The organism is Bacillus litorisediminis (assembly GCF_022808645.1).
In the GTDB taxonomy this organism is placed as follows: Bacteria; Bacillota; Bacilli; order Bacillales; family JC228; genus Bacillus_BF; species Bacillus_BF litorisediminis.
Genome location: NZ_JAKZKT010000002.1, coordinates 120,081 through 143,783, shown reverse-complemented (window position 1 = coordinate 143,783; position 23,703 = coordinate 120,081). Strand labels below are relative to the sequence as shown.

The window sequence follows — 23,703 nt, the reverse complement described above, 5'->3', positions numbered from 1 at the left end:
ATAACACACCGCTGATCAATTCTTATAAGTACAATATAAATCACATTACTGTGACTGTCAAGGTATTATGATAATTTTTTTACTATTGTCATTGAAATACTTTAACGCTAAAATAACTCACAACTTGACTATAACGTAAAAAAAGTGCATCCTTCCAAGTTCGAAAGAATGCACTTTTGAAGAATAATTTTGAACCATTGGTACCACTTTTCCTCCTGTATTCTTTATTAAACACAGGGGTTTGCAAACAGCTATTTCAAATAACTCCTAATTTGTTTATATACTTGATCGGATATCCTTGATGGATCTCCAATCATATAAACTTGAAGCATATCAGCGGATTTTGCAACCTGCTCATCAAGGTAGGCTTTAATGCTGCTGTGTAATTTGTCTGGTGGCGTGAGCAAGACAGTGCCGCCAAGTTTTGACACTATTGAACTCCCAATGACGGCATCAATCCCGTCACCGTTCACAATCGCCATATTGGTAATCCCAAAACCAAAATACCTTGCGCTGTTTGCTGAAACTTCATAGACATCTTTCCCGGAAATCCGGTCAATCTGGATTTCTTTATTATATGAACGGATGGTATCTTCGACTTCCTTTGAGATAGAACTTTCATTTCCGATGATGATAAACCTTTTATAATTTGGATGGTTTTTTATGAATGTTTTAATTTTATTGGGAATATTGTCTTTTTCTACTAGAAGAATTGGGTACTGCAAAACAGCTGCTGCCGCTGATGCAGTTATCAGATTTTCACTGGAGCTGGAACTTGCAATGATTGCTGTATCAATAAAACCTTGGCCATTTTCATCAATTTTCTTAGCCGCTTGTTCTGATAGGCTAATCGGGTCATTTCCATTGATACGCTTAATCTCTTTAATTCCGAGTAATCTAAGTTCTTTTACAATCTTGGGTGAAATGACTTTTGGACTCCCTAGAAGAACGACGGTTGTTGGCTTTAGTGCACGAATTTGTTTCATGATACTTTTAGGCAAGTGATGTCTGGTGGTAAGAAGTATTGGGGCATTGTGAATTTTGGCCAATGGTGTGACTGACAGAGAATAGGAAGGGTCATCTCCATTTGCTAGAAAAACAGTATCGATTTTTTCTGGCTCATCATTGACTGGATATTTTGCATATTCAGCCGCAGCATTTGCCGATACTTCATACATGTTCTTTCCTTCGACCCGGATTATATGCGGGTGGATGAACTCATAATTTCGATTTATACGATTTCCTGATTCATTAATTGCTGTTATACAGTAGGCACTGTGAGTCGGACTAGCATCGGTAAAATAAAGCGTTTGTTTAAATGGGCTTTAGATGATTTCAGCAGGCAGATCGGGACCAAAGATTCCGAATCGAACCTCTTTCGCATTTGAACTGCCCTCGATGGTTACCGTTTGGTCTCCTGCAGGAAGACGATTGACATTCTTTTGAGGACTAGTGACATGTAATTGCGGTAATGTAGCATCGGGAAGTTTCTTAAACGGCAAACCACTTAGAGTAAAATCATAGCTTACTATACTTGGGTCATCAGGTGATTCCACAGGATTGGTGCTGACCACAAAAAAATAATCACCTTTAGGCAAAACATCGCCTAACCAATAAATCTTAGACCAATGTTTATCAGTAATGATAAAATCAGACCCCAATGTGTCTTGCCCCCAAGTAACTTCTATAGTTCCTTCTGCGACTGTTGTAAATTTATAATAATGGGTTTCCACATCTCGCAGGATTTTCCCTTTAAACTGAACATCTGCCTTCACGGAAGCATTTGCCTTCTCTTCTGAAGGAACAAAATAAGAAAAAAGTAGGGCAGATAAGAAAACCAAGCTTATTAAAATCTTTCCTGTTTGTTTACCCACAAAACACTCCCTTTCTTCCCCTTTGAGATAAATTTTTTACATTAAATAAGACTTTGCAAAAGAAAAAAAGTTTCAAAGTTTAATGACCATGAATAAAAAATAAAAAAGTGCATCCTCCCATGTGCGGAAGAATGCACTTTACCATTTATTAAAACATAGCCTTCACTTTAGAAACTACATTTTCAACCGTAAAACCGTATTCTTTAACGACTATTTCACCAGGAGCCGATGCACCGAATTGGTGAATACCAAGGATTTCTCCTTCATCCCCTACGTATCGGTCCCAGCCAAGTGGTGAAGCCATTTCAATCGCAAGCCGCTTTTTAACAGCCTTTGGCAGCACAGCTTCTTTATAGGATGCTGACTGTTCTTCAAATCGGTCCCAAGCAGGCATACTGACGACAGAAGCTTCGATTCCGTCCTTGCGAAGAGCTGCTTGTGCTTCTACTGCGAGACTCACTTCACTTCCGGTGGCCAGTAATAAAACATCTGGCACTTCTTTTTCCGCAGGAGAAACGATATATGCCCCCTTTGCTACACCTTCGTCTGCAAGAGACGCGGTATTTTCCAAGGTCGGTAAGTCCTGACGTGACAGCACTAATAAGGTTGGCCGTTCTTTTGAAGATATTGCTATTTTCCAGGCAGCTTTGACTTCATTGGCATCTGCAGGCCTGATTACAGATAGATTTGGCATAGCCCGAAGTGATGGCAATTGCTCAACAGGCTCATGAGTTGGCCCGTCTTCACCGACTGCAATACTATCGTGTGTTAACACATAAGTGACTGGCACCCCCATTAATGCAGATAAGCGAATGGCAGGTCGGAGGTAATCAGAGAATACAAAGAAGGTCCCTCCGAATACGCGCAGTCCTCCATGCAAGGCCATCCCATTGAGAGCAGCAGCCATTGCAAACTCACGGACACCAAACCAAATATTCCGGCCCTGATAGCTTTCGGCACTGAAATCATCTGAGCCTTTAATCATCGTTTTATTAGAACCGGCTAAGTCAGCAGATCCGCCAAAAATATAAGGGACATTTTGCGCAAGGGCATTTAAAACTTCTCCTGAAGATGCGCGGGTTGCCTTGCCTTTTCCAACCTCATATTCAGGAAGTTCTTGATCCCAATTATCTGGCAATTCTTGATTGATAGCCTTTTGAAGCTGATTCGCTAATTCCGGATATTTAGAAGCATAGGTCTGGAACAATTGGTTCCACTTTTCTTCCTCCTGCTTTCCTTTTTCTAAAACACTGGATTTAAACAATTCATACACTTCTTCAGGGACGTGGAAATCTGACTCAAAATCCCATTTATATGCTTGCTTCGTCTTAATCAGCTCTTCTCTTCCTAAAGGAGCACCGTGAGCACCAGATGTGCCAGCTTTACTTGGAGCACCAAAGCCAATCACGGTTTTGACTTCGATTAGTGTTGGTGCTGAAAGCTCAGCTTTAGCCTCTTCAATGGCTTTTGCAATTTCTTCTAAGTCTGTTCCGTCATTGACACGAAGATAATGCCATCCATAGGATTCAAAGCGTTTTTGAATGTTCTCAGAAAATGATTTATTTAAGTCTCCATCTAATGAAATGTCATTGGAATCGTAAAGAACAATTAAGCGGCCAAGCTTTAAATGTCCGGCAAGAGAGACAGCTTCAGCAGCTACTCCCTCCATTAAATCACCATCTCCGCAGATGGCATATGTATAATGATCAATCAGATTAAGGTCTTCTTTATTATAGGTTGCAGCTAAATGTCTTTCAGCCATTGCCATTCCGACAGCCATCCCAATCCCTTGTCCTAATGGGCCTGTCGTAGCTTCAACGCCAGGGGTGTGTTTGTATTCTGGATGTCCAGGTGTGCGGCTGCCCCACTGACGGAAATTTTTAATATCATCGAGCGTTAAATCATATCCGGATAGATGCAATAAGCTATAGAGCAGCATAGATCCGTGTCCTGCGGAAAGAACAAATCGGTCTCTATTAAACCAGGAAGGATTCTCCGGGTTGTGATTCATAAAGCGTGTCCATAGCGTATAAGCCATTGGAGCGGCACCCATCGGCATACCTGGATGCCCTGAATTTGCCTTTTCAACCGCATCGATTGATAGAGTTCGTATTGTATTTACCGCGAGCTGATCCTTTTCATTAAACATTAGAAACATTCCTTTCATCACTTTTTCCACATTCGCTATCATAACTAAAGTTTTCCTAAGGTTGGCAAGGAGTATGTACAAATTCTGGGATGTATAGGCATTTGTTTAAGAGAATACCAATATTTTTCTATGGCTAAAATTTTATACTTTAAAGCACAAAAAATCCAGTTAAAAAAGGGATACAATTTTATGCTGTATCCCTCTTTTTGCCTAATGCAGTTTTTTACGATTTTTTCTCTCGACTAATTTTGAAGGTGTCACATCATTTCCTTTTGGGTCTACAATGGTGACAGACTCCAACGTATTTAACATAGATGAACGAAATACTTGGAGGTATTCTTTACGAAGTGCAGTCTGTTCTTTTGCCTCTGATTCTGTTAAACCTTCTTTTTTAGCTTTTTTTGCGAGCTCATTGATTCGTTTTAATTTTTTTGCTGGCAGCATGGTTATCGCTCCTTTACTTAAGCTTCCCGAGCAATCTTTCCCCATGATACTAGATGTCCTTTTGGATTTCAACTATTGTGATGTGTGGTCTTTTGATTGTTCGTATTCCTTATATCTGCGATGCACGGTTGCTTTCGACACATCGTAACCGAGTCCCCGCAACGTAGCGGCGATTTCTTGAAAGGTTAATTTGTGTTGTCTTAATCTGATAATTTCGCCGATTGGAACTTCGATTTTATCTCTGCCTGCTGCCTGATTTACATTTTTTAAATTTCGGCTGGGGTCAAAGCCTTTATCCAATGCCCGCCGCATCCCTCTGCTGATTTTCATATTTCTTAATTTTCTTTGATACTCTTCCACTAAAGAAATAATTTGAAGGACTAAGGTGTCCCCTTCCGATAATTCTAATTCTCCACCCTGATGGAGTGAAAATATTTTAGCATTCTCTTTTATTAAAAAATGCAGTAAGACAATTCTGGCATTACCTCTGCCGATCCTGGTTTCGTCCTGAATAAATACAGAATTTGCCTTGCCTGACTTAATCAATTCAAGAATTCGGAATATCCCTTCCCGTTCGATTTCATAACCGCTCTGCTGTTCCTTTATAATTTCGACAATTTGAGCTCCATTATGCTTGGCCCATTGGACTAATTCCTGCTCCTGACGTTCAAGAGAAGTCTCCTGTGAATCTTTGGTTGTACTGACCCGGCAGTAAATGATCGCTTCAAGCATTTATTATTCTCCTGATGATGCAAAATATTGAGGGTCGTTAACGACATTTTCAATTGGAATGATAATTTGGTCTCCTGGCCTAATATCACGGCCTGTAATTTGATTCTGTTCTTCAACCCAGGCTATAAAGTCTGGGATAGAATAGCCCGCTTCTTGTTGATGCTCTAAGGCAATCTCCCATAAAGTGTCGCCTGATGAAATAGTGATAGTTTTATATTGATCAGTAGTAGAGTCTGTAGTTAATTGTATGTAAGCAAATGCTAGAAGCCAAGCGACGACTAAGAAAAGAATGGTGTACGAATTTTTCTTTATAAATGTACTCATTTTCAATTTCTCCTTTATACGAATATTCGTTCGGAATGTATGTTCGTTTTTATGATAATACGAACATACGTTTTAGTCAAGAAAAAATTCGAACTTATGTTTGTATATTTATATGAGTCATGCTATAATTGTTCCAAGAATTGCTAGACGAGGTGCGGTAAAAATGACAAAACTTTCTAAGAGGCAGCAAGATATTCTGAATTTTATAAAGGATGAAGTGAAAAGCAAAGGATATCCTCCGTCTGTAAGAGAAATTGGAGAAGCTGTCGGACTAGCTTCAAGTTCAACAGTTCACGGTCACTTAGCCCGGCTTGAGAGCAAAGGCCTCATTCGCAGAGACCCTACCAAGCCAAGAGCGATAGAAGTGCTAGAATTAGAGGAAGAACATATTCCTAGAAACGAAGTTCGCAATGTACCTATAGTCGGTAAGGTTACGGCCGGGATCCCGATTACAGCCATTGAAAATGTCGAAGAGTACTTTCCATTACCGGAAAGACTTGCACCGCGCGATGAACAGGTGTTTATGCTTGAGGTTATGGGCGACAGTATGATTGAAGCTGGTATTTTAGATGGTGACTATGTCGTAGTCAGACAGCAGCAAACGGCCCAAAACGGGGAAATTGTAGTTGCTATGACGGAGGACGATGAAGCAACTGTAAAGCGCTTTTTCAAAGAAAAAGATTTTATCCGATTACAGCCTGAAAATTCCACAATGGACCCGATTATTGTTCGGAATGTTGTGATTTTAGGTAAAGTGATTGGTGTTTATCGGCATATTCATTAATGAGCAAGCGCTATATAAAAACCCTATTCCCGAGAGTATTCGGATGAGTAGGGTTTTTTATTTGTTTGAGGGGTTTTATAGGCTTAGGTTCGTTGTCTTTGTTTGATGGATTTTAATATCTGGTCTATCGGTCAATTCCGCGGGTCTATCGGTCAATTCCGCGGTCTATCAGTCAATTCCGCCGTCTATCGGTCAATTCCGCGGGTCTATCGGTCAATTCCGCGGTCTATCGGTCAATTTCGCGGTCTATCAGTCAATGCCGCGGTCTATCGGTCAAATCTGCGGGTCTATCGGTCAATTCCGCGGGTCTATCGGTCAATTCCGCAGGGCTATCGGTCAATTCCGCGGGTCTATCGGTCAATTCCGCGGGTCTATCAGTCAAATCCGCGGTTTATCAGTCAAATCCGCGGGTCTATCGGTCAAAACTTGTTTCTATACGTCAATTTTCCATTCTTATCAGTCAAAAGTAGATTCTATGAGTCAAATCCCCGAGCCTTATACAAATTAAACCCTTTTTCATTCAGAACAAACTTACACTATTTCTAAAAGAATGATAGAATAGCTATAGTTGCAACTGCACCAGGGGAGGTTACTCATATGCCTGTTCTATGGATTCTAATTGGTATATTCGCTGCTATCTTAGTATTAGCAGGTTTACTAGACATTTATATTAAAAAAACCAATAAAAAGTTTATTCCAGACAGAAGACGAAAGGAAAAGGATCAGGCTCATTTAAAAGAAAATGATCCGCGGAGATTATTCTAATCTTCTTCCCTCTCTTCGCGTTTATAAATTAAAAAGCCTTGGTTAACTAGGATGAACTAGCTAATCAAGGCTTTTATTTTTAAATATAACAAACCCTCCATACCAGTGATATAGAGGGTTTTGCTTTTTTTAGTACATTTGCATATATTGTTCTCTTTCCCAAGGGTGGACTTGAGTGCGGAACATATCCCATTCAATCTCTTTTGCTTCAATGAAGTGATCTAAAATGTGCTCACCGAGAGCTGAAGTGATGATTTCGTCAGATTTTAGATTTTCAAGAGCTTGATAAAGAGTTGATGGAAGGTCAATAATTCCAGCTTCTACTCTCTCTTGTTTGGTCATAACATAGATGTTGCGGTCAATTGGAGCTGGAGCCTGTAATTTATTTTTGATTCCATCAAGACCTGCTTTTAGTAATACAGCCATAGCTAAGTATGGGTTAGCTGCTGGGTCTACACTGCGAACTTCAACACGAGTGCTCATTCCGCGGGATGCAGGAATACGCATAAGCGGAGAACGGTTTCTTGCAGACCATGCTACGTATACAGGAGCTTCGTATCCAGGTACTAAACGCTTGTAGGAGTTTACAGTTGGATTGGTAATGGCCGTAAAGTTCGGTGCATGCTTAAGAATTCCAGCGATGAATTGGTAAGCTGTTTCACTTAGTTCTAGCTTTCCATTTGGATCATAGAATGCATTTTCACCATTTCTGAATAAAGAAAGGTTGCTGTGCATTCCGCTTCCGTTAACACCGAATAGTGGTTTTGGCATAAATGTTGCATGTAAACCGTGCTTACGGGCAATTGTTTTTACGACAAGCTTGAATGTTTGGATATCATCACAAGCTTTAACAGCACTTGCATATTTGAAGTCAATCTCGTGCTGTCCTGGGGCTACCTCATGGTGAGATGCTTCGACTTCAAAGCCCATTTCTTCAAGCTCAAGAACGATATCACGACGGCAGTTTTCACCAAGGTCTGTTGGAGCAAGGTCAAAGTATCCGCCATTATCGTTCAAATCAAGAGTTGGTTCGCCTTTTTCATCCAATTTAAATAGGAAGAATTCTGGCTCTGGTCCAAGGTTGAAATCAGTAAACCCTAGCTCTTCCATTTCAGCTAGCACTCTTCTTAAGTTATTTCGAGGGTCACCAGCAAATGGAGTTCCGTCTGGATTGTAAATGTCACAAATCAAACGTGCTACTTTACCTTTTTCAGCAGTCCAAGGGAAAATAACCCAAGTGTCTAGATCCGGATATAGGTACATATCAGATTCTTCAATACGAACAAATCCTTCGATAGAAGAACCATCAAACATCATTTTGTTATCTAATGCTTTATCTAATTGGCTGATAGGAATTTCAACGTTCTTAATCGTTCCAAGAATGTCCGTAAATTGAAGCCTGATAAATTTTACGTTTTCTTCTTTGGCAAATTTTTTAATGTCTTCTCTTGAATACTTACCCATTCTCTTTTCCTCCCTTAATTGTAAGAAAGCTTATTTTTAGTGGAAAAATCTAGACATATCCCCTTGACGCAAAGATGCTGATTTTTGGAATCGTCCTGCATGGAGCAGCTCTTCACGGAGTAATCTGCGCAGTTCTTCGTCACTTAATTCTTTTTGGCTTTTATCTTTTGCCTTATCCTCTTCAATGGCCGAAGTTGCTTGATTCACTTCCAATAGCTTTCTGATCCCCGCCATATTGATTCCTTGATCTAAGTAATCTTTAATTTCAAGAAGACGGTCAATGTCATTGAGAGAAAAAAGTCGGCGATTCCCTTCCGTCCGAGCTGGTGAAATCAGTTTCTGTTCTTCATAGTATCTTATTTGTCTGGCGGTTAATTCAGTCAGTTCCATAACAGCACCAATCTGAAAAACAGGCATAGAACGTCGGATTTCCTTATTCGCCATATGACTTTCCTCCTCCCTTTCCTTTGATAGTTTCATTATATTAAAGTGTAATATAATATGTCAACAATATGTTAGATTTTCTCACATTATTTTTTCGAAGTATTTATCGATTTGGTGACCTTATAAAAAAACAAAAGACTCCCCGAAGGAAGTCTCCTCTTTCATTTATAATACCCGATCAATCGCATAACAAACGGCCAATTTCACATGCTCATACGTTAATCCGCCTTGTACATAAGCAACATAAGGCGGTCTGATTGGACCGTCAGCCGTTAATTCAAGGCTGGCTCCCTGAATAAAAGTTCCCGCTGCCATAATCACTTCGTCTTCGTATCCCGGCATATAGCTTGGATATGGTGTGACATGAGAATTGATTGGGGAAGCAAATTGGATCGCCTGACAGAATGCTACCATCTTTTCTGCCGAATCAAATTGAACCGATTGTATGAGGTCTGTTCTCTTTGCATCCCAAGAAGGTTCTGTCTTCATTCCAAATTGCTCTAAGAAGCAAGCTGTAAAAACCGCACCTTTTAAAGCTTGTCCAACCACATGCGGTGCGAGGAAAAAGCCTTGGTACATTTCTTGTAAACTATAAAGCGAGGCGCCTGCTTCTGCCCCAATCCCTGGAGATGTCAGGCGGTAAGAGCAAGATTTTACATACTTCTCTTTCCCGACAATATAGCCTCCTATTTTAGCGAGACCGCCACCTGGGTTTTTGATGAGAGAGCCTGCCATCAGGTCTGCCCCGACTTGGCAAGGCTCGATTTCCTCCACAAATTCTCCGTAGCAGTTATCGACAAAGACCACGATATCGTCTTTTATGCCTTTAACAAAATCGATCATTTCTTTAATTTCTGTTACCGTAAACGACGGTCGAACAGCATAGCCCTTGGAACGCTGGATTCCGATCATTTTTGTATTCGGCTTAATCGCTGCCCGGACAGCTTCATAATTGATTTGACCTTGTTCAGTTAGAGGAACGGCCTTGTAACTAATGCCAAAATCCTTTAAGGATCCGTCCCCTTCACCTCTAATTCCGACGATTTCTTCGAGCGTATCGTACGGGTTTCCCGTAATATACAGTAGTTCATCGCCTGGGCGAAGGATTCCAAACAATGCGATCGTTATGGCGTGCGTTCCGGAAATAATCTGTGGCCGGACTAGGGCAGCTTCTGCGCCAAAGACATCGGCATATATTTTTTCCAGTGTATCTCTCCCCATATCGTCATAGCCGTAACCGGTAGTCGGATTAAAATGTGAGTCACTTACTTTGTTGGACTGAAAGCTTCTCAGTACTTTATTTTGATTAAACAAGACGATCTCATCAATTCGTTTATGAATCGGTGCGATGGTCTGTTCAACCCGTTCGACCGTTTCTTTTATTTGTTTGCCATGTTTTAAATCTAAAAACATATTCTCTTACCTTTCTAGATGTGTAAATAGTGGATGCCATTCGGGAGCATAGCCTTTACAGCGGTATTCATCCTTCTCTTCATCATAAACAACCTCTTTTACGATGGTTTCCATTTTCAGCTGATTAATGGTTTTTCCCTGTTTACTCGAGAAGTTCATATCATATGGTTTCATTTCTGCCTGCACGAATTGCTGAATCGTGTGCAGGAGTAAATCTAAATCTTCTTTATGCAATGCACTAATGTGTAAACTGTTGTGTACAGTTAATCGTACAAAGCTCGCTGGCGAGGCATCTCTCTTATTATAGACTACAATTTCAAGAATGGTAGAGGCATCGAGCTTTTCCAGGAGCGATCGGACCGTTCTCTCATGCTGGTCGTAGTCTGGATGAGAACTATCGACAACATGTATTAAAAGATCCGCTTCCTTTACTTCCTCTAGCGTCGAACGGAAAGCTGCTACTAACGTGGTCGGCAAATGCTGAATAAACCCGACTGTATCTGTGAGTAATGCCTGAAAACCGCTTGGCAGACGCAGTTTTCTTGTTGTTGGATCCAGTGTCGCAAACAACAGATTTTCTTCCAGAGTCTCTTCATCGGTTAGCCTGTTGAAAATCGTGGATTTACCAGCATTTGTGTATCCAACTAATGAAATTTGGAATACTTTATTTTTCTTGCGGCGCTCCCGATACCGTTCACGATGCTTTTTGATCTGTTCAAGCTGACGTTTTAAATCATCAATTCGACGGTTGATATGTCTTCGATCCGTTTCCAGCTGGGTCTCCCCCGGTCCTCTTGTCCCAATACCCCCTCCTAATCTAGAAAGCTGGGCACCCTGCCCTCCTAATCTTGGCAGCAAATATTCCAGCTGAGCAAGTTCTACCTGAAGTTTCCCTTCTTTTGACTTCGCTCTTCTTGCAAAAATATCTAAAATCAGCTGCGTTCGGTCTATAATTTTTGCATTTAGGTCTCTGGCTAAATTCCGTACCTGACTAGGAGATAATTCATCATTAAAGATAAAGAGACTTGGTTCGAGTTCTTCCTCTAAAGCCTGCAGTTCTGCTACTTTTCCTTTTCCTATGTATGTTGCATTGTCAATCCGGTCCCGCTTTTGGACAACCTCCATCACCACTTCAGCATTGGCCGTGTGTGCCAGGGACGCTAATTCTTCCATTAAATACTGAAACCTTTCATCTTCCATGTATGGCAGCTGGCATCCGACAAGTATCGCTTTCTCTTTGATTTCTTGAATTATTTGTATCAACTATACCCCTCTTTCTGATTTTGCGAATTTCTCTATGTTCAACGGTTTTATGGTATTCTGTAATCCCACGATTAATCTAATCATGAAAGTGATTGTACATCAAGTGGAATGGGTGTGGATACTATTATTTTTGCCGGATGGCATGAGGGGTTATAACTGATACTTGGGTTTGGCGGACGTTATTTTGGATTTTCGCGAGGTAAATCCGATTTTTGCGCACTCATTCAGTTTTTCGCGCACTTATTCTGATTTTCGTGCAGTATATCCGATTTTCGCCTATTCATTTCATGTTTTCGCGCGGTAATTCAGATTTTAGCCAGCCATTGAAATTGCTAAAAAAAGGGTTAGCCCCGTAAAAATGGGTCTGACCCTTCTCTTTAATCAATCATCATCTTCCTCAAAATGCAAATCATGACTGCGGATTGTCATCAGCTCTTGACGATCATATTGATTGTTAAGTAATAGTCTCATTGCTTGTGAACGGATGGAGCGTTCTATGATATTGCGAACGTATCGGCCGTTGGAAAAGGCGGATGGGCTTAAGAGTGATTTTTTCCATATTAAATGGTCTCTCAGCTTTTTTTCTGCCTCCAGACTTAATACGTATTCTTTTTCTTTTAACATTCGGTTTCCAATTTCCATTAATTCATCCACACTGTAATCTGGAAAGTCAATAACAAGAGGAAATCTCGATTCTAATCCAGGGTTTAAGGTTAAAAAATGCTCCATCTCCCTAGAATAGCCGGCTAATATTAAAATAAATTCGTGCTGCTTATCCTCCATGTGCTTTACCAGAGTGTCAATGGCTTCCTTCCCGAAGTCCTTTTCACCGCCGCGGCCCAGAGAATAGGCCTCATCAATAAATAATATACCTCCGATGGCTTTTTTGATCAGATCTCTTGTTTTCTGGGCTGTATGTCCGATGTATTCCCCGACTAAATCTGCACGTTCTGCTTCAATCAGATGCCCTTTTGACAAGACATTCATTTTCTGAAACAGCTTTCCAATCAATCTTGCTACGGTCGTCTTTCCAGTACCTGGATTCCCGCGAAACATCATGTGTAATGCCTGTTTTCCTGATTTAAGCCCGGCTTCTTCCCGCTTCTTATTGACGTATATCCACGCATAAATTTCTTTTATCATTTTCTTCATTTCGGTCATGCCTACTAAGGCACTCAGCTCTTCTTCAATCTCTCTTAATTCGGCATGTTCATTTTGCACAGAATGGGAGATTGTGTACTTTTTTTCAAATGGCGATTCTTTTAGATTCTTACGTTTCTGAGAATTTAACACGATGCTTATTTGACCATTATTCTTTAATCGAATTGGTTGGTCCAAAGCCTTCACCTCTCAATCTCTAACAGTATACGCTTACGATGTCAAATGGGTGACAAATGCCTATATTTAGTAAAAATGCTAATAGAACACACCTGGTATAAACAGGACCTCCCGTGTCCCATGATCTCCAGGGCAACGCTCTCCAAACTGCTTTACCAACCATGACTCAAAATGGCGCGTTTATACATATGTATTCAACAATGTCCCATTCCATTAAAAAAATCTGTCCAAAATCGGAATTTGTGAAGTTACTACTTGCAAAAATAAGGAAATGAATGATTGATTAAAACAACGTATAAAAAGTTATAAAGCCCTTCTTTCTGCAAAGAAGAGCTTTTACCATCTTTCTCAATAAATTTTAAAAGGTATGAGCTAAATCCTTAGCTCTTGCAATGGCTTTTTCTTTTATTTCTTGCGCCTTATCTGGCATGGCAGCATGACCTTCCACAAATAAGCCCTCGAATGATGGGACTCCATAAAATTTCATTATAATATTTAAATATCGGTGTCCCATTTCCATTTGAGCAGCTGGCCCTTCTGAATAAATACCTCCCCGAGCTTGGATATGTAAAGCTTTTTTATCAGTTAATAGCCCTACGGGACCTTGTTCCGTATATTTGAATGTTTTTCCAGCAACAGAAACTGCATCAATATATGCTTTTAAAACTGGCGGGAAAGAAAAATTCCATAAAGGTGTAACAAACACATATTTATCAGCGGCAATAAATTGGTCACACAGTTCAGATAGTCTGCCTACTTTTGCTTTCTCATCTGAAGAAAGCTCTTCAAAACTCTGCCCAGACCGGAGCTTACCCCAGCCATTGAAAACATCTACATCAATTTGTGGAATATTTTCCTTATACAGATCCAAGTTCACAATTTCATCATTAGGATGAACTTGTTTATAGGTATCGATAAAAGCTTTTCCAACGGCGATACTGTATGACTGAGTATCATCATGCGGATGAGCTGTGATGTACAATACTTTTGCCATTTTTTGAACGTCCTCTCTTTCATCCTTCTTTATTCTTTATAGTGTGTGTGGAAAATCGATTATATACTCAGCCTGAATAGATATGATTCGATTTCGGGTTTTGGCACTAATAGACTTTGAAAAGAAAAAAGGTACCTTTTTAGGCACCAATTTATTTCACTCAATTGTGTTTATATAAGGATTTCCGCTAATATTTTTCCTCATTTCTTCCGTAATTTCAAATGCTTCATTGCTAGATTCTTCATTCTCTAATTGATGATTGCTTTGAATACTTCCATCATAATGTAATGGTTTATTTTCCATGTGTAAGTTCCCCCTATCGATAGTAGTATATCTATCTTACTAGTTATGTATCCCTTTTAATAGAGTGTTTTGAAAAATAAGACTTTTTTATGATCGGCTCTATTTTTCATGATGATTTTTGGCATCCCTGTAAAGTATTTCGCAATATCGCTGGCCCCAGCTTATTAGTTTTCGAATTAGATACACGCAGTTCCACTCGTGTATTCGCAGGAATTCCGTAAGTAATCTCATCAAATTTTCCTACCCACGGAGATCCGCCAAACCAGCTTGGACTGTCTTCCTTTACAGGGTACATCTTAAATCTCCAGCTTATCACACCAGGTACTTGAGCGAATCCTTCGTATTGGTCAAAATCGCCGAATGAAGAAGGAGATGGCAGCCAATCTCCATAAATCCCTATACTTTCCCTCTCTCTAACTGGACTCATCGGTGAATCGGTATATGGCTTTTTTACTTTGGTAATCAAAGCAACACCCTGGGCATTGGATGTATTTTTAACTGAATGAAGAACTACGCTGCATGGATAGGTAACTTGCGCGGAAGTTTGTGCGTGAATCGTTCCCGGATTCGATGCCATTAGGATTGTTAAAAGGGTTACACGAATTACCTTTATTATCAGTCTGACCACCCCCAAATTTAGGGATAGTTTTGCAATCTGTTCTCTCAACATTCATTACTAGTTCTAAGTGCTAATAACTTTTCCAATTAATTTTGTAATGAAACAAGGAAAGCTTGGAATCATAGTATTATCGGTCTAAATAGGAGGTGTTACTATTGACAAAGCGTGATAATCGACATGGCAGTAAAAATCAAAGCTCACCAAGAAACAGCGGAAAATTAGACACTGAATTTGGCCAAGAGGCAGCTAGCGGAGATAACAGTAAAGGTAAACATTATAATTCGAATCGCGGCAGCAAATCTCACTTAAAAAATCCGAATAATCATTAAATGTAAAAGGAACCAATACGGTTCCTTCTTGATTATTACCCTCTTCTGGCGAACAACTTATCCTCCAATTTGGTTATGCATTTGTAAATGGTATTAAGATCATGAAACGGGATCGATCATTGCTTTATACCTCAGCTTCCACTACCCATAATAAAATTAACCCCAAGGTTCAGGAAGTAAGGTGATTGTTTCGTAAATTAAAATTCCAATTAACCAAACTAAAATGTATAAGGTTTATTTCATGATGGGACTTAAAAGGGGTATCAATTTAAAAACATCAAATTCACTGGAGGAATTAGAAAAGTATGAGGCAGAATCCTTGCCAATCGATTTCGTGAATTACCAATACCCGTTATATGTAAACTCCACTATGACATCAAAGGATATTTGAACAATCAATGGTAAACATCCGATATGGACAATTTGATTGGCTTTTAATCTTTTATTTGTTTTAAAGGCGATGAGAATAAAATGATAAATGATTAACCCCATTTCCTTTTTTTATTTAAAATACCGCATATATTACGTATTTATGCGACTGTTTCGTTGTAAATAGCGTGAACCCCTGTTTGTTTCAACGGGCATGTTTGCATGATTTCAGCTAGATCCTTTTAATTTCTCATATAAATACTGTACTCCATATAATAAGTAGGCTTTATAGTGTAGGTATATAAAAAATTGAAAATGATTTAACCGATTGAGACGTATGATTTTAAGCTTTTTAAGAACATCGATAAAAAGAAAAGCAAAGAGTCCATCAGCAATAGCATTAAGCAACACAAACTTTTTAAAGTTTCCGTACGAATATTTAAGCAACCACATCGAAAGAGGCATATAAGGGCCGATACTAAAAGGAAGTTCATCCTTTATAAAGGATCTTGGCGTATCATAAAACTTCCACCACTTCCTTTTATGTCCATACCAATGATTTATAATCTCGAAAATAACGATAACTACTCCAGCTAGAGAATAACGTTTTACATTACTCTTTCCTAAAAATAATAACGATAACCACGGGATCATTATTATACAGAGATTAAAAGCAAAGTGCCTCCTTGATACCATGATGAAATCACCTCACCCTATTTTTTTACGACACTTTTTAAAGTACCCAAATTTTTTTAAAAAAACGCACATCGTATTGTTAACCCTCACAAAAAAAAGCAAGTCAAATGACCTGCTTTTTTAAGGAAGTACAACCTCATTTAGCTTATTGAATGTGTTGATATGATGAGCTTCAATTTTATGGTTTGATATGGTATAGAGTGTGTCTTCGATATACATGATGCGTTGTACGCCTTTATCAAAATCCGGATAATAGCCCATTTTCAATGCATCTCCATCAGAGATATGTGTAATCTGTTTCTTTAAGGTGAAGCCATTTTCTAAATCTAATCCGTAAACAAAGGCACCTTGGAAGGTAAATTCACCATAGGCATCTCCCTCTGGATTCTTGATTCCATCCGGTAATTGATAAAGATTAACCGGAAATGCAATCAGATTTTTTTCCTTTGAAAAGAGTAAGGCTTTGTGGTTGTATAGCAGTTCTGAGTCAGTTCCCCGATCGCCAATGATTTCAACAAATTTTTCTTTTGGATTGTTTACATCCGTTATATCAAACAAGGCCATTTTCATTCCCTGGTAATAAGCAAAATCTCCTTTTGTAGCTTCTACAGCATCTTTACCAAAGCCAATAATATGGTTTTCATCATAAGGATGTAAGTAATCACTGTATCCTGGTATCTTTAATTTTCCTAGAATAGTTGGGTTATTTGGATCTTTTAAATCAAAGACAAATAGAGGGTCTACTTTTTTAAAGGTGACCATATAGCCTCGATCTCCCATAAAGCGAACCGAGTAAATTACTTCTTTTGGCGCAATATCTCGTATTTCACCTGTTTTCTTTAAATTCTGGTCTAAGATAAATAAATGATTTTTAGAAGGATTCGTCTCATCCCAAACTTCCCCTGTAGTTGTGGCAATTCGGAAGTGGCCATTGTGCTCATCCATCGAGAATTGATTTAAGATTCTTCCTTCGACTTCTCCTTCAGCGATAAATGTAGCCGTTCCGTTTGCTAATTTAAATTTAAATATAGCCGTATTTATATCAATAGCACGTTTAATCAATAACCCGCTTTCTTCATAAGTAGGTATGGTTACGTATAAATGGTCTTTCGATGCATAAAGATTTTGACTTGCACCTAAGTATGTCGATACCGATGCGGGTTTTTCATGATTGCTTAAATCTATGCCTGAAACTATGAGATAGTTCGGTTCGTCGAATTCAGGCAAGTAATAAATCTCGTCCCAATCGGAACGTTTGATTTCTTCACCTAACACACTGTCTTTGTAGGCGGGTTTTAATAGGTTTTCATCTACTGTCTCGTCCCTTTCTAATATGTGGACAGGAATATATTTATTAGAAACCACATACAAGCTATTCCCAATTTTACGGGAAGAATTATAGTGTCCTTCAATTTCCACTTCTCGAACCAGTTCTAAATTGTGACGATCCTTTAATTCATAAACTAATACCTTTACACCTGACTCTGGAAAAAAGTAAGGATTACTTTTGGCATCCGTTTCCATAGTTGGGTCGTTAAACCGACTATGACCAATCACGATCAGCTGCTTTTCATCTACATACAAATCAGAAGGATTAAAATCATCTTCATATTTTTGTTGATACACTACTTTCATTTCATTGGCAGGGTACACACTTGAAATGATCAATTGATTTTCTTTTATTTGGTACATGTAGGTTCCATCTGTTTTGATATGGTCTGCTTCATCCACGCCGTTCACCTGTACATTTGTGGTTGAGTAGTCAGCACCTGAAGAACCATCCTCACTTTCTGCACTTTCTGCGGTATCACTAGAAAATAAAATTGATATTTCGCCTCTATCTTTTTCTATATTTTTCATCATTTTTTTAAAAGCATCGAAGGAACCTACCACATTTAAAGGCTCCACTGATGGCTCTTTCAGTTGTTTTGATTCTGCTGTTTCGCGAGTCATCACTTCTCCTTGTTTATCCTGCGCAAATATAAATGAAGCTGCCATTCCAAAAACCAATATTCCTGTTAAAATCCAAAGTTTTTTAATCATCTACATCCCCTCTATTACATTTCTTATATGGATATAGACGATGTTTTTGGGAAAACGTCTCACTAAAGATGAGACGATCTCTGCTTTAGTTCATTTATTTGCTTGGTAAGCTCATTGAATTTCTTATCAAGTTCTGCGTATTCTCCATCCTTTGGAGTCATAAAGCTAAGCCTGCCTAATACTTCTTGTCTTTCCGTTTCCAGCTTTAAAAGCAACTCCTCCCCATTATCCCTTTTGACGGGAAGTTCATTCATGTGTTTCTGAATGCTCTGATTTGAAATAACAAGTTTGTGATTTGTTATTTTTTCAAGAAAATAGCGGTCATGCGAGACTGCGATTAACGTTCCATTATACTGTGCTAAGGTTTCCTCAAGCTGTTCTCGAGAAGGCAAATCGAGATGATTCGTCGGTTCATCCAAAATAAGCACATTTTTTTCTTCCAGGATATACTTCATAAGCTTACACTTTACCCGCTCACCCATACTCATATTTCGGATAGGTTCTGTCCATTGCGATGCCACAAAGCCCAGATGTTTCATCAATGTTTGGACTTTCCCTCTCTCCTCGTAGGTTTCTTGGAAAAAGAGCTGCTCGGGTGTTTGATCAAGCGGCAAATCAAACACTTCTTGTGTTAGATAACCAATATCGGCAGAGGGTGAAACCCAGACATCGCCTTCAGCTGGTTCCTGACCGACTATTATTTTCAGCAGGGTTGTTTTTCCGCTGCCATTTGGACCCAGTATGGCAACCTTCTCCCCATGCTGAATTGTGAAATTAACATTTCTAAAAAGTGTTGTTTTACCAAAAGACTTGGCTACATTTTTAGCCTCTAAAAACCTTTTGCCTACCTTGTTGTTTGATTTAATTGAAAAGCGGACTGTATATTCTGACTCAACCGGTTCTGCCTTAACTCTTTCAAGCTCTTTTTCAAGACGTTTTTGCTTGGATTTGATCTGAGCATCCATACGCTTCGCTTTTACTCGGTAATATTCTTTAAACCCTTCTTTTTTCGTAGATTGTGCATGTGCTTTGCTCGACCAAGAAGTCAGTTCCTTGATTTGGCCTTCAATCCGTTCCACCATTTTTTGCTGTTTTTCATACTCGCGTTGCTGTGTCAGTCTTTTTTGTTTGCGAAACTCCATATAGCTAGAATAATTGCCTTTGTGTTCAATCAGTTTTTTCCCTTCAATCGACCATATCTTCGTCGCAACTTCATCCAAAAAATATCGATCATGCGAAACAAATATAACAGTCCCTCTATAATTTTGAAGTTCAGTTTTGAGCAGATCTATACTAGATTCATCAAGATGATTGGTTGGCTCATCCAATAGCAGAAGGTCAGCATCCTTCGATAGACCCTTTGCAAGTCGCGCTTTCAGTTTTTCCCCGCCACTTAATACTGCGAATAAATGGATTGGTACCTTCCATTTTTCAAGCAATGCGACTTCTCTGGGAGTCAAATTTTCAAAAGAATGTGATTCGGTTTCTTGTTCGACCATAACTATATTCAAGTTTGGCTGAAGCCATTGAATAGTTCCATATGTCGGAGCTAGCATCTTGTTAATCAGCTGCAGCAGCGTAGATTTCCCGGCCCCATTTTTCCCAATGACACCGATTATGTCTCCTTGCTGTACGCTGGCATTTACCCCTTCAAATATAGTAAGGTCCATTACTTCATAGCTAATGTTTGATAATTTAAATAGTTCCCTCATTTGCCTGATCCCCTTCTTGAAAGGGAGAATTAAAAAATCCTCCCTATTTAATAGGAAGGATTAGCCGTACCAGTCCAGCATGAAATAAGCTATTTCATCAGAAGTAGCACTTTAAATTTATAAAGATGGGCAGACTAATCCTATTTTTGTGTGATTTGAAATATACGATTTCAAATGTGATAAATAAGATTAGTCAATCATCGTCCACCCATCATTCCTTTCTGGCATTCGTATTATAAGTATACACAAACCCTGCTGCAAATACAAAGTAAAAATCCCTTATTTTTGATTTTGAATAGATCTTAGCGAAATAATAAAAAGGATGCTCCTGCTGGAACATCCATTCGTATTTTGATCCGATCGGATTAAGCTTCCGTTTCAATGGTTACATTACGTTGCGGGGCGAAGGTTGAGATTGCATGCTTGAATACAAGCTGCTGCTTGCCTTCAGATTCAAATAAAACTGTAAAGTTATCGAATCCTTTAATATATCCCCGAATTTGAAATCCGTTTAATAAAAAGACGGTTACTGGGATCCCTTCTTTTCGTAACTGATTCAAAACTTGATCTTGAATATTAACCGGTTGTTTCATGGCCCTGCCTCCTATTCTCTCTCTGCGAAGGTGTTTTTCGCTTTTGTTTTATGTATTCGCTCCAAGTTTCAGCTTTCCTGCAAGATATTGTGAGATTTCCTCAATTTTTTTCTCAATTGCGGAAATATCGGTCATGTCAAACCATTTGACATCAAGCTGATTGCGGAACCAAGTGAGTTGCCTTTTTGCGTAATTTCTAGAGTTTTTCTTTAATTTTTCTACAGCGTGCTCTAAATCAGCTGTTCCATCAAAGTATTCATACAGTTCTTTATAGCCAATCCCCTGAACAGACTGTGTTCCGCGAATCCCCTGATCATACAGCTTTTTTACTTCATCTAATAATCCAGCTTCCATCATGGCATCAACACGCTGATTTATGCGGTCATACAAAAGATCGCGTTCCATTGTCAGACCGATGATCGCTGCTTGATACAAAAGCTGATTGGTTTGAGACTCCTTCCACTCTGAAAAAGCTAGCCCTGTATCCAGATAAACCTCTAGTGCACGAATCACCCTTCTTATATTATTTGGGTGAATGACATCAGCACTTTTAGGATCTACCTCTTGAAGCTTTTGAAATAAAGGCGCAATTCCCTCTTTTTCATATTGGGCATAAAGCTTTTCCCGCGTCTCTGTAGACGATTCCTCTTGAAACTGATAATCGAATAAAACCGATTGAATATACAGCCCCGTTCCTCCAACGATGAAAGGAAGTTTTCCGCGTTTTTCAATTTCCGTGATTTTCTCTCTTACCAGAGCTTGAAAATCTGCAACTGTAAAAGAATCCTCTGGGTCGCGAATATCAATTAAATGATGCGGAACCCCGTCCATTTCTTCTTCCGTCACTTTAGCCGTTCCAATGTCTAAACCGCGGTAAATCTGCATGGAATCGCCGCTAATGATCTCGCCATTCCATCTCTTCGCCAGCTCAATACTGACTTTTGTCTTCCCAACGGCAGTGGGGCCGATAATGACTGCAACTTTTTGCCGTTTGTCCATGTCACTTGTTCCTTTCACCTGAGTCTACTGACTCAAACATCCTCTTATTATAGACGGTAAGAGGTATTTTTAAACATTTTGTCGAATGAACCAATTTTAATTGATTCGATATTTCTTTCAACTCAATCAAAATACCCCTTACATCACCCGCTTAAACATTTTTTCCAATTCATAGGTTGTAAATTTAACGATGATCGGTCTTCCATGCGGGCAAGTAAACGGATCACTGGCATAACGTAAATCATGAAGCAAGGTTTCAATTTCTTCCTGCCTTAAGTAGCGATTTGCTTTGATTGAGCCTTTGCAGCTCATGAGAATGGCCGCTTCCTCCCGGATTTTTTCGATGCTGATTTTATTCATATTTAATAGTTGTTCAATCATTTCCTCAATCGTTTCTTTTTCTTCTCCCTTTGGAAACCAGGTAGGGTGAGAGCGAACAATGAAACTGTTCATGCCAAACTCCTCTAGAAACACCCCGACAGCTTCTAATTTGTTTTGGTTTTCTTTAATTTTGATGAAGTCATCAGGAGCGTATTCCAGAGTTAAGGGGATCAGGAGATCTTGAACGTCGTTTGCAACCTCTTGGACTTTGACTCTATAAAATTCGTATTTCAGCCGCTCTTGTGCCGCATGCTGATCAATTAAATAAAGTCCCTCGTCATTCTGAGCAATAATATAAGTTCCATGAGCCTGTCCGACATAATAAAGCGGCGGAATTCTAGGACTTCGAACTTCCAGATTTGAGGCAGGGAGCTCCTCTTCCTTCTCATTTCTCCATTTAGTCGGTTCCTCTGTTGAGGTATCCAATGTTCTCTCTGCTTCTTTAACAAAATCCGGTTGAACATCAGTCTCATCCACAACTGGATGAATCGATCCCTTACCAGGCTCTTCTTTGCTGCGTCCGCCAGCATCCACTGAAGTATGAATGGCAGAGTAAATGCCTTGTTTTGCATTCCTCTTCTCTTCCTCCATACCTATATCCAAATCAATCGTTGTTTGAACGGATTTCTGTTCCCGTTTTTCCATCACAGAAGCGGCGGAAGGAATCAATGTTTCTTTTCTCCATTGACCTCGGATTGCAGCCGTTATTTGTTCCATTAGTTCTCGTTCTTTGCTGAAGCGGACCTCAAGTTTCGAAGGGTGGACATTGACATCGACTAATATTGGATCCATTTTTATATCTAAGAGACAGATTGGAAAACGTCCGACCGGTAAAAACGTGTGGAATCCGTCTAAGATTGCTTTTTGGATCGCATGATTTCGGATAACACGTCCATTCACGATAATGGTCATATAGTGTCGCGAAGCTCTTGTGATTTCAGGTTTTGCCATGTATCCCTTTACTTCAAAGTCTAAAGAGGATGCCTGAAATTGAACCATATTTTTCGCAATTCCGACTCCGTAAATCGAAGCTAACACCTGCAGCGGATCCCCATTTCCGCTTGTCTGCAGTACTTTTTTATCATTATGTACTAAACGGAATGAAATAGTTGGATTACATAGAGCAAGGCGGCTGACTACATCTGTAATATGACCCAGCTCTGTATGTAAGGTTTTCATATATTTAAGGCGGGCAGGAGTGTTATAAAATAACTCCTGCACCGATAGATCGGTTCCCTTTCTTGCTCTGGCTCTTTCAAAGGAGACCACTTTTCCTCCTTCTAACACCACTTCTGTCCCTTCAGTTTCAATTTCCGAGCAGGTTTGAAGGGTAACTTTAGATACAGAAGCGATACTTGGAAGTGCCTCGCCTCTAAACCCAAGGGTCCGGACGCGGAACAAGTCGTCTTCGTTATGAATTTTACTGGTCGCATGACGTTTAAACGCAGTTAAAACGTCCTCATGTTCAATCCCGGAACCATTATCAATAATACGGATTTCTTCAAGTCCTGCCTCTTTGACAAGGATGTCTATGACGGTACTCCCTGCATCTACTGCGTTCTCGACAAGCTCCTTCACCACAGAAGCAGGCCGTTCTACCACTTCACCAGCTGCAATTTTATTGGAAAGTGCGTCTCCGAGTTCGTGTATTTTTCCCATCATAGGACCTCC

General features: G+C 39.6%; 23 protein-coding genes. 3 read left to right on the top strand and 20 right to left on the bottom strand.

Features of this window, described 5'->3' with window-relative positions:
* Positions 1–251: 251 nt before the first annotated feature.
* From MLE14_RS01660 to yneA, 6 genes are all read right to left on the bottom strand, one after another.
* Complete coding sequence (locus MLE14_RS01660) at positions 252–1,199, bottom strand: cell wall-binding repeat-containing protein (RefSeq protein ID WP_313897722.1); 948 nt, start codon at positions 1,197–1,199, stop codon at positions 252–254.
* A 126-nt stretch (positions 1,200–1,325) separates the two neighbouring features.
* Positions 1,326–1,874, bottom strand: a complete 549-nt coding sequence (locus tag MLE14_RS01655) for a hypothetical protein (protein WP_243296518.1) — start codon at positions 1,872–1,874, stop codon at positions 1,326–1,328.
* A 148-nt stretch (positions 1,875–2,022) separates the two neighbouring features.
* Entirely contained in the window at positions 2,023–4,023 is a 2,001-nt protein-coding gene (gene tkt, locus MLE14_RS01650; protein ID WP_243296573.1) for a transketolase, read from the bottom strand.
* Between the two features lie 210 nt (positions 4,024–4,233).
* Positions 4,234–4,467 (bottom strand): DUF896 domain-containing protein, encoded by a 234-nt coding sequence (locus MLE14_RS01645; RefSeq protein WP_243296517.1) that lies wholly within the window; start codon positions 4,465–4,467, stop codon positions 4,234–4,236.
* Positions 4,468–4,539: 72 nt separating this feature from the next.
* Positions 4,540–5,199 carry a YneB family resolvase-like protein gene (locus MLE14_RS01640; protein ID WP_243296516.1) on the bottom strand — a complete coding sequence of 220 codons (660 nt, stop codon included), beginning with the start codon at positions 5,197–5,199 and terminating at the stop codon, positions 4,540–4,542.
* A gap of 3 nt (positions 5,200–5,202) precedes the next feature.
* Positions 5,203–5,523: a cell division suppressor protein YneA gene (gene yneA, locus MLE14_RS01635; RefSeq protein WP_243296515.1), complete on the bottom strand. Its 321-nt coding sequence runs from the start codon at positions 5,521–5,523 to the stop codon at positions 5,203–5,205.
* Positions 5,524–5,686: 163 nt separating this feature from the next.
* Between yneA and lexA the strand changes: the two genes are divergently transcribed.
* Complete coding sequence (gene lexA / locus MLE14_RS01630; RefSeq protein WP_243296514.1) at positions 5,687–6,307, top strand: transcriptional repressor LexA; 621 nt, start codon at positions 5,687–5,689, stop codon at positions 6,305–6,307.
* 597 nt (positions 6,308–6,904) lie between these two features.
* On the top strand, positions 6,905–7,072 hold the full coding sequence (locus MLE14_RS01625; protein ID WP_243296513.1) for a hypothetical protein: 168 nt from the start codon (positions 6,905–6,907) through the stop codon (positions 7,070–7,072).
* Positions 7,073–7,201: 129 nt separating this feature from the next.
* Here the strand turns inward: MLE14_RS01625 and glnA are convergent, their stop codons facing one another.
* The 8 genes from glnA to MLE14_RS01585 form a co-directional block, all read right to left on the bottom strand.
* Positions 7,202–8,536 carry a type I glutamate--ammonia ligase gene (gene glnA, locus MLE14_RS01620; RefSeq protein ID WP_243296512.1) on the bottom strand — a complete coding sequence of 445 codons (1,335 nt, stop codon included), beginning with the start codon at positions 8,534–8,536 and terminating at the stop codon, positions 7,202–7,204.
* Between the two features lie 36 nt (positions 8,537–8,572).
* Complete coding sequence (locus MLE14_RS01615) at positions 8,573–8,980, bottom strand: MerR family transcriptional regulator (protein WP_243296511.1); 408 nt, start codon at positions 8,978–8,980, stop codon at positions 8,573–8,575.
* A gap of 165 nt (positions 8,981–9,145) precedes the next feature.
* Positions 9,146–10,393 carry a methionine gamma-lyase family protein gene (locus MLE14_RS01610; protein WP_243296510.1) on the bottom strand — a complete coding sequence of 416 codons (1,248 nt, stop codon included), beginning with the start codon at positions 10,391–10,393 and terminating at the stop codon, positions 9,146–9,148.
* A 6-nt stretch (positions 10,394–10,399) separates the two neighbouring features.
* A complete protein-coding gene (gene hflX, locus MLE14_RS01605; RefSeq protein ID WP_279326739.1) occupies positions 10,400–11,656 on the bottom strand; it encodes a GTPase HflX in 1,257 nt (418 codons plus the stop codon).
* Positions 11,657–12,037: 381 nt separating this feature from the next.
* A complete protein-coding gene (gene spoVK, locus MLE14_RS01600; RefSeq protein WP_243296509.1) occupies positions 12,038–12,994 on the bottom strand; it encodes a stage V sporulation protein K in 957 nt (318 codons plus the stop codon).
* Positions 12,995–13,352: 358 nt separating this feature from the next.
* Entirely contained in the window at positions 13,353–13,988 is a 636-nt protein-coding gene (locus MLE14_RS01595; protein ID WP_243296508.1) for an FMN-dependent NADH-azoreductase, read from the bottom strand.
* 156 nt (positions 13,989–14,144) lie between these two features.
* On the bottom strand, positions 14,145–14,291 hold the full coding sequence (locus MLE14_RS01590) for a hypothetical protein (protein WP_243296507.1): 147 nt from the start codon (positions 14,289–14,291) through the stop codon (positions 14,145–14,147).
* 106 nt (positions 14,292–14,397) lie between these two features.
* The gene (locus tag MLE14_RS01585; RefSeq protein WP_243296571.1) at positions 14,398–14,868 is read right to left on the bottom strand and encodes a hypothetical protein; all 471 of its coding nucleotides are present in this window, start codon (positions 14,866–14,868) and stop codon (positions 14,398–14,400) included.
* A gap of 188 nt (positions 14,869–15,056) precedes the next feature.
* Between MLE14_RS01585 and MLE14_RS01580 the strand changes: the two genes are divergently transcribed.
* Entirely contained in the window at positions 15,057–15,239 is a 183-nt protein-coding gene (locus MLE14_RS01580; RefSeq protein ID WP_243296506.1) for an imidazoleglycerol-phosphate dehydratase, read from the top strand.
* A 597-nt stretch (positions 15,240–15,836) separates the two neighbouring features.
* On the opposite strand, the gene MLE14_RS01575 is transcribed toward MLE14_RS01580, so the two are convergent.
* From MLE14_RS01575 to mutL, 6 genes are all read right to left on the bottom strand, one after another.
* Positions 15,837–16,304 carry a hypothetical protein gene (locus MLE14_RS01575; protein ID WP_243296505.1) on the bottom strand — a complete coding sequence of 156 codons (468 nt, stop codon included), beginning with the start codon at positions 16,302–16,304 and terminating at the stop codon, positions 15,837–15,839.
* Between the two features lie 120 nt (positions 16,305–16,424).
* Positions 16,425–18,347 (bottom strand): beta-propeller domain-containing protein, encoded by a 1,923-nt coding sequence (locus MLE14_RS01570; RefSeq protein ID WP_243296504.1) that lies wholly within the window; start codon positions 18,345–18,347, stop codon positions 16,425–16,427.
* Between the two features lie 62 nt (positions 18,348–18,409).
* A complete protein-coding gene (gene abc-f, locus MLE14_RS01565; RefSeq protein ID WP_243296503.1) occupies positions 18,410–20,059 on the bottom strand; it encodes a ribosomal protection-like ABC-F family protein in 1,650 nt (549 codons plus the stop codon).
* A gap of 365 nt (positions 20,060–20,424) precedes the next feature.
* A complete protein-coding gene (gene hfq / locus MLE14_RS01560) occupies positions 20,425–20,652 on the bottom strand; it encodes an RNA chaperone Hfq (RefSeq protein ID WP_243296502.1) in 228 nt (75 codons plus the stop codon).
* Between the two features lie 48 nt (positions 20,653–20,700).
* Complete coding sequence (gene miaA, locus MLE14_RS01555) at positions 20,701–21,651, bottom strand: tRNA (adenosine(37)-N6)-dimethylallyltransferase MiaA (protein WP_243296501.1); 951 nt, start codon at positions 21,649–21,651, stop codon at positions 20,701–20,703.
* 138 nt (positions 21,652–21,789) lie between these two features.
* On the bottom strand, positions 21,790–23,691 hold the full coding sequence (gene mutL, locus MLE14_RS01550) for a DNA mismatch repair endonuclease MutL (RefSeq protein WP_243296500.1): 1,902 nt from the start codon (positions 23,689–23,691) through the stop codon (positions 21,790–21,792).
* Positions 23,692–23,703 lie beyond the last annotated feature (12 nt).

Coding starts and splice junctions, on each gene's coding strand:
- tkt (WP_243296573.1), bottom strand. CDS start 4,023: ATGTTTAATGAAAAGGATCAGCTCGCGGTAAATACAATACGAACTCTA.
- MLE14_RS01645 (WP_243296517.1), bottom strand. CDS start 4,467: ATGCTGCCAGCAAAAAAATTAAAACGAATCAATGAGCTCGCAAAAAAA.
- MLE14_RS01640 (WP_243296516.1), bottom strand. CDS start 5,199: ATGCTTGAAGCGATCATTTACTGCCGGGTCAGTACAACCAAAGATTCA.
- yneA (WP_243296515.1), bottom strand. CDS start 5,523: ATGAGTACATTTATAAAGAAAAATTCGTACACCATTCTTTTCTTAGTC.
- lexA (WP_243296514.1), top strand. CDS start 5,687: ATGACAAAACTTTCTAAGAGGCAGCAAGATATTCTGAATTTTATAAAG.
- MLE14_RS01625 (WP_243296513.1), top strand. CDS start 6,905: ATGCCTGTTCTATGGATTCTAATTGGTATATTCGCTGCTATCTTAGTA.
- glnA (WP_243296512.1), bottom strand. CDS start 8,536: ATGGGTAAGTATTCAAGAGAAGACATTAAAAAATTTGCCAAAGAAGAA.
- MLE14_RS01615 (WP_243296511.1), bottom strand. CDS start 8,980: ATGGCGAATAAGGAAATCCGACGTTCTATGCCTGTTTTTCAGATTGGT.
- MLE14_RS01610 (WP_243296510.1), bottom strand. CDS start 10,393: ATGTTTTTAGATTTAAAACATGGCAAACAAATAAAAGAAACGGTCGAA.
- MLE14_RS01595 (WP_243296508.1), bottom strand. CDS start 13,988: ATGGCAAAAGTATTGTACATCACAGCTCATCCGCATGATGATACTCAG.
- MLE14_RS01590 (WP_243296507.1), bottom strand. CDS start 14,291: ATGGAAAATAAACCATTACATTATGATGGAAGTATTCAAAGCAATCAT.
- MLE14_RS01585 (WP_243296571.1), bottom strand. CDS start 14,868: ATGGCATCGAATCCGGGAACGATTCACGCACAAACTTCCGCGCAAGTT.
- MLE14_RS01575 (WP_243296505.1), bottom strand. CDS start 16,304: ATGGTATCAAGGAGGCACTTTGCTTTTAATCTCTGTATAATAATGATC.
- MLE14_RS01570 (WP_243296504.1), bottom strand. CDS start 18,347: ATGATTAAAAAACTTTGGATTTTAACAGGAATATTGGTTTTTGGAATG.
- abc-f (WP_243296503.1), bottom strand. CDS start 20,059: ATGAGGGAACTATTTAAATTATCAAACATTAGCTATGAAGTAATGGAC.
- hfq (WP_243296502.1), bottom strand. CDS start 20,652: ATGAAACAACCGGTTAATATTCAAGATCAAGTTTTGAATCAGTTACGA.
- miaA (WP_243296501.1), bottom strand. CDS start 21,651: ATGGACAAACGGCAAAAAGTTGCAGTCATTATCGGCCCCACTGCCGTT.
- mutL (WP_243296500.1), bottom strand. CDS start 23,691: ATGGGAAAAATACACGAACTCGGAGACGCACTTTCCAATAAAATTGCA.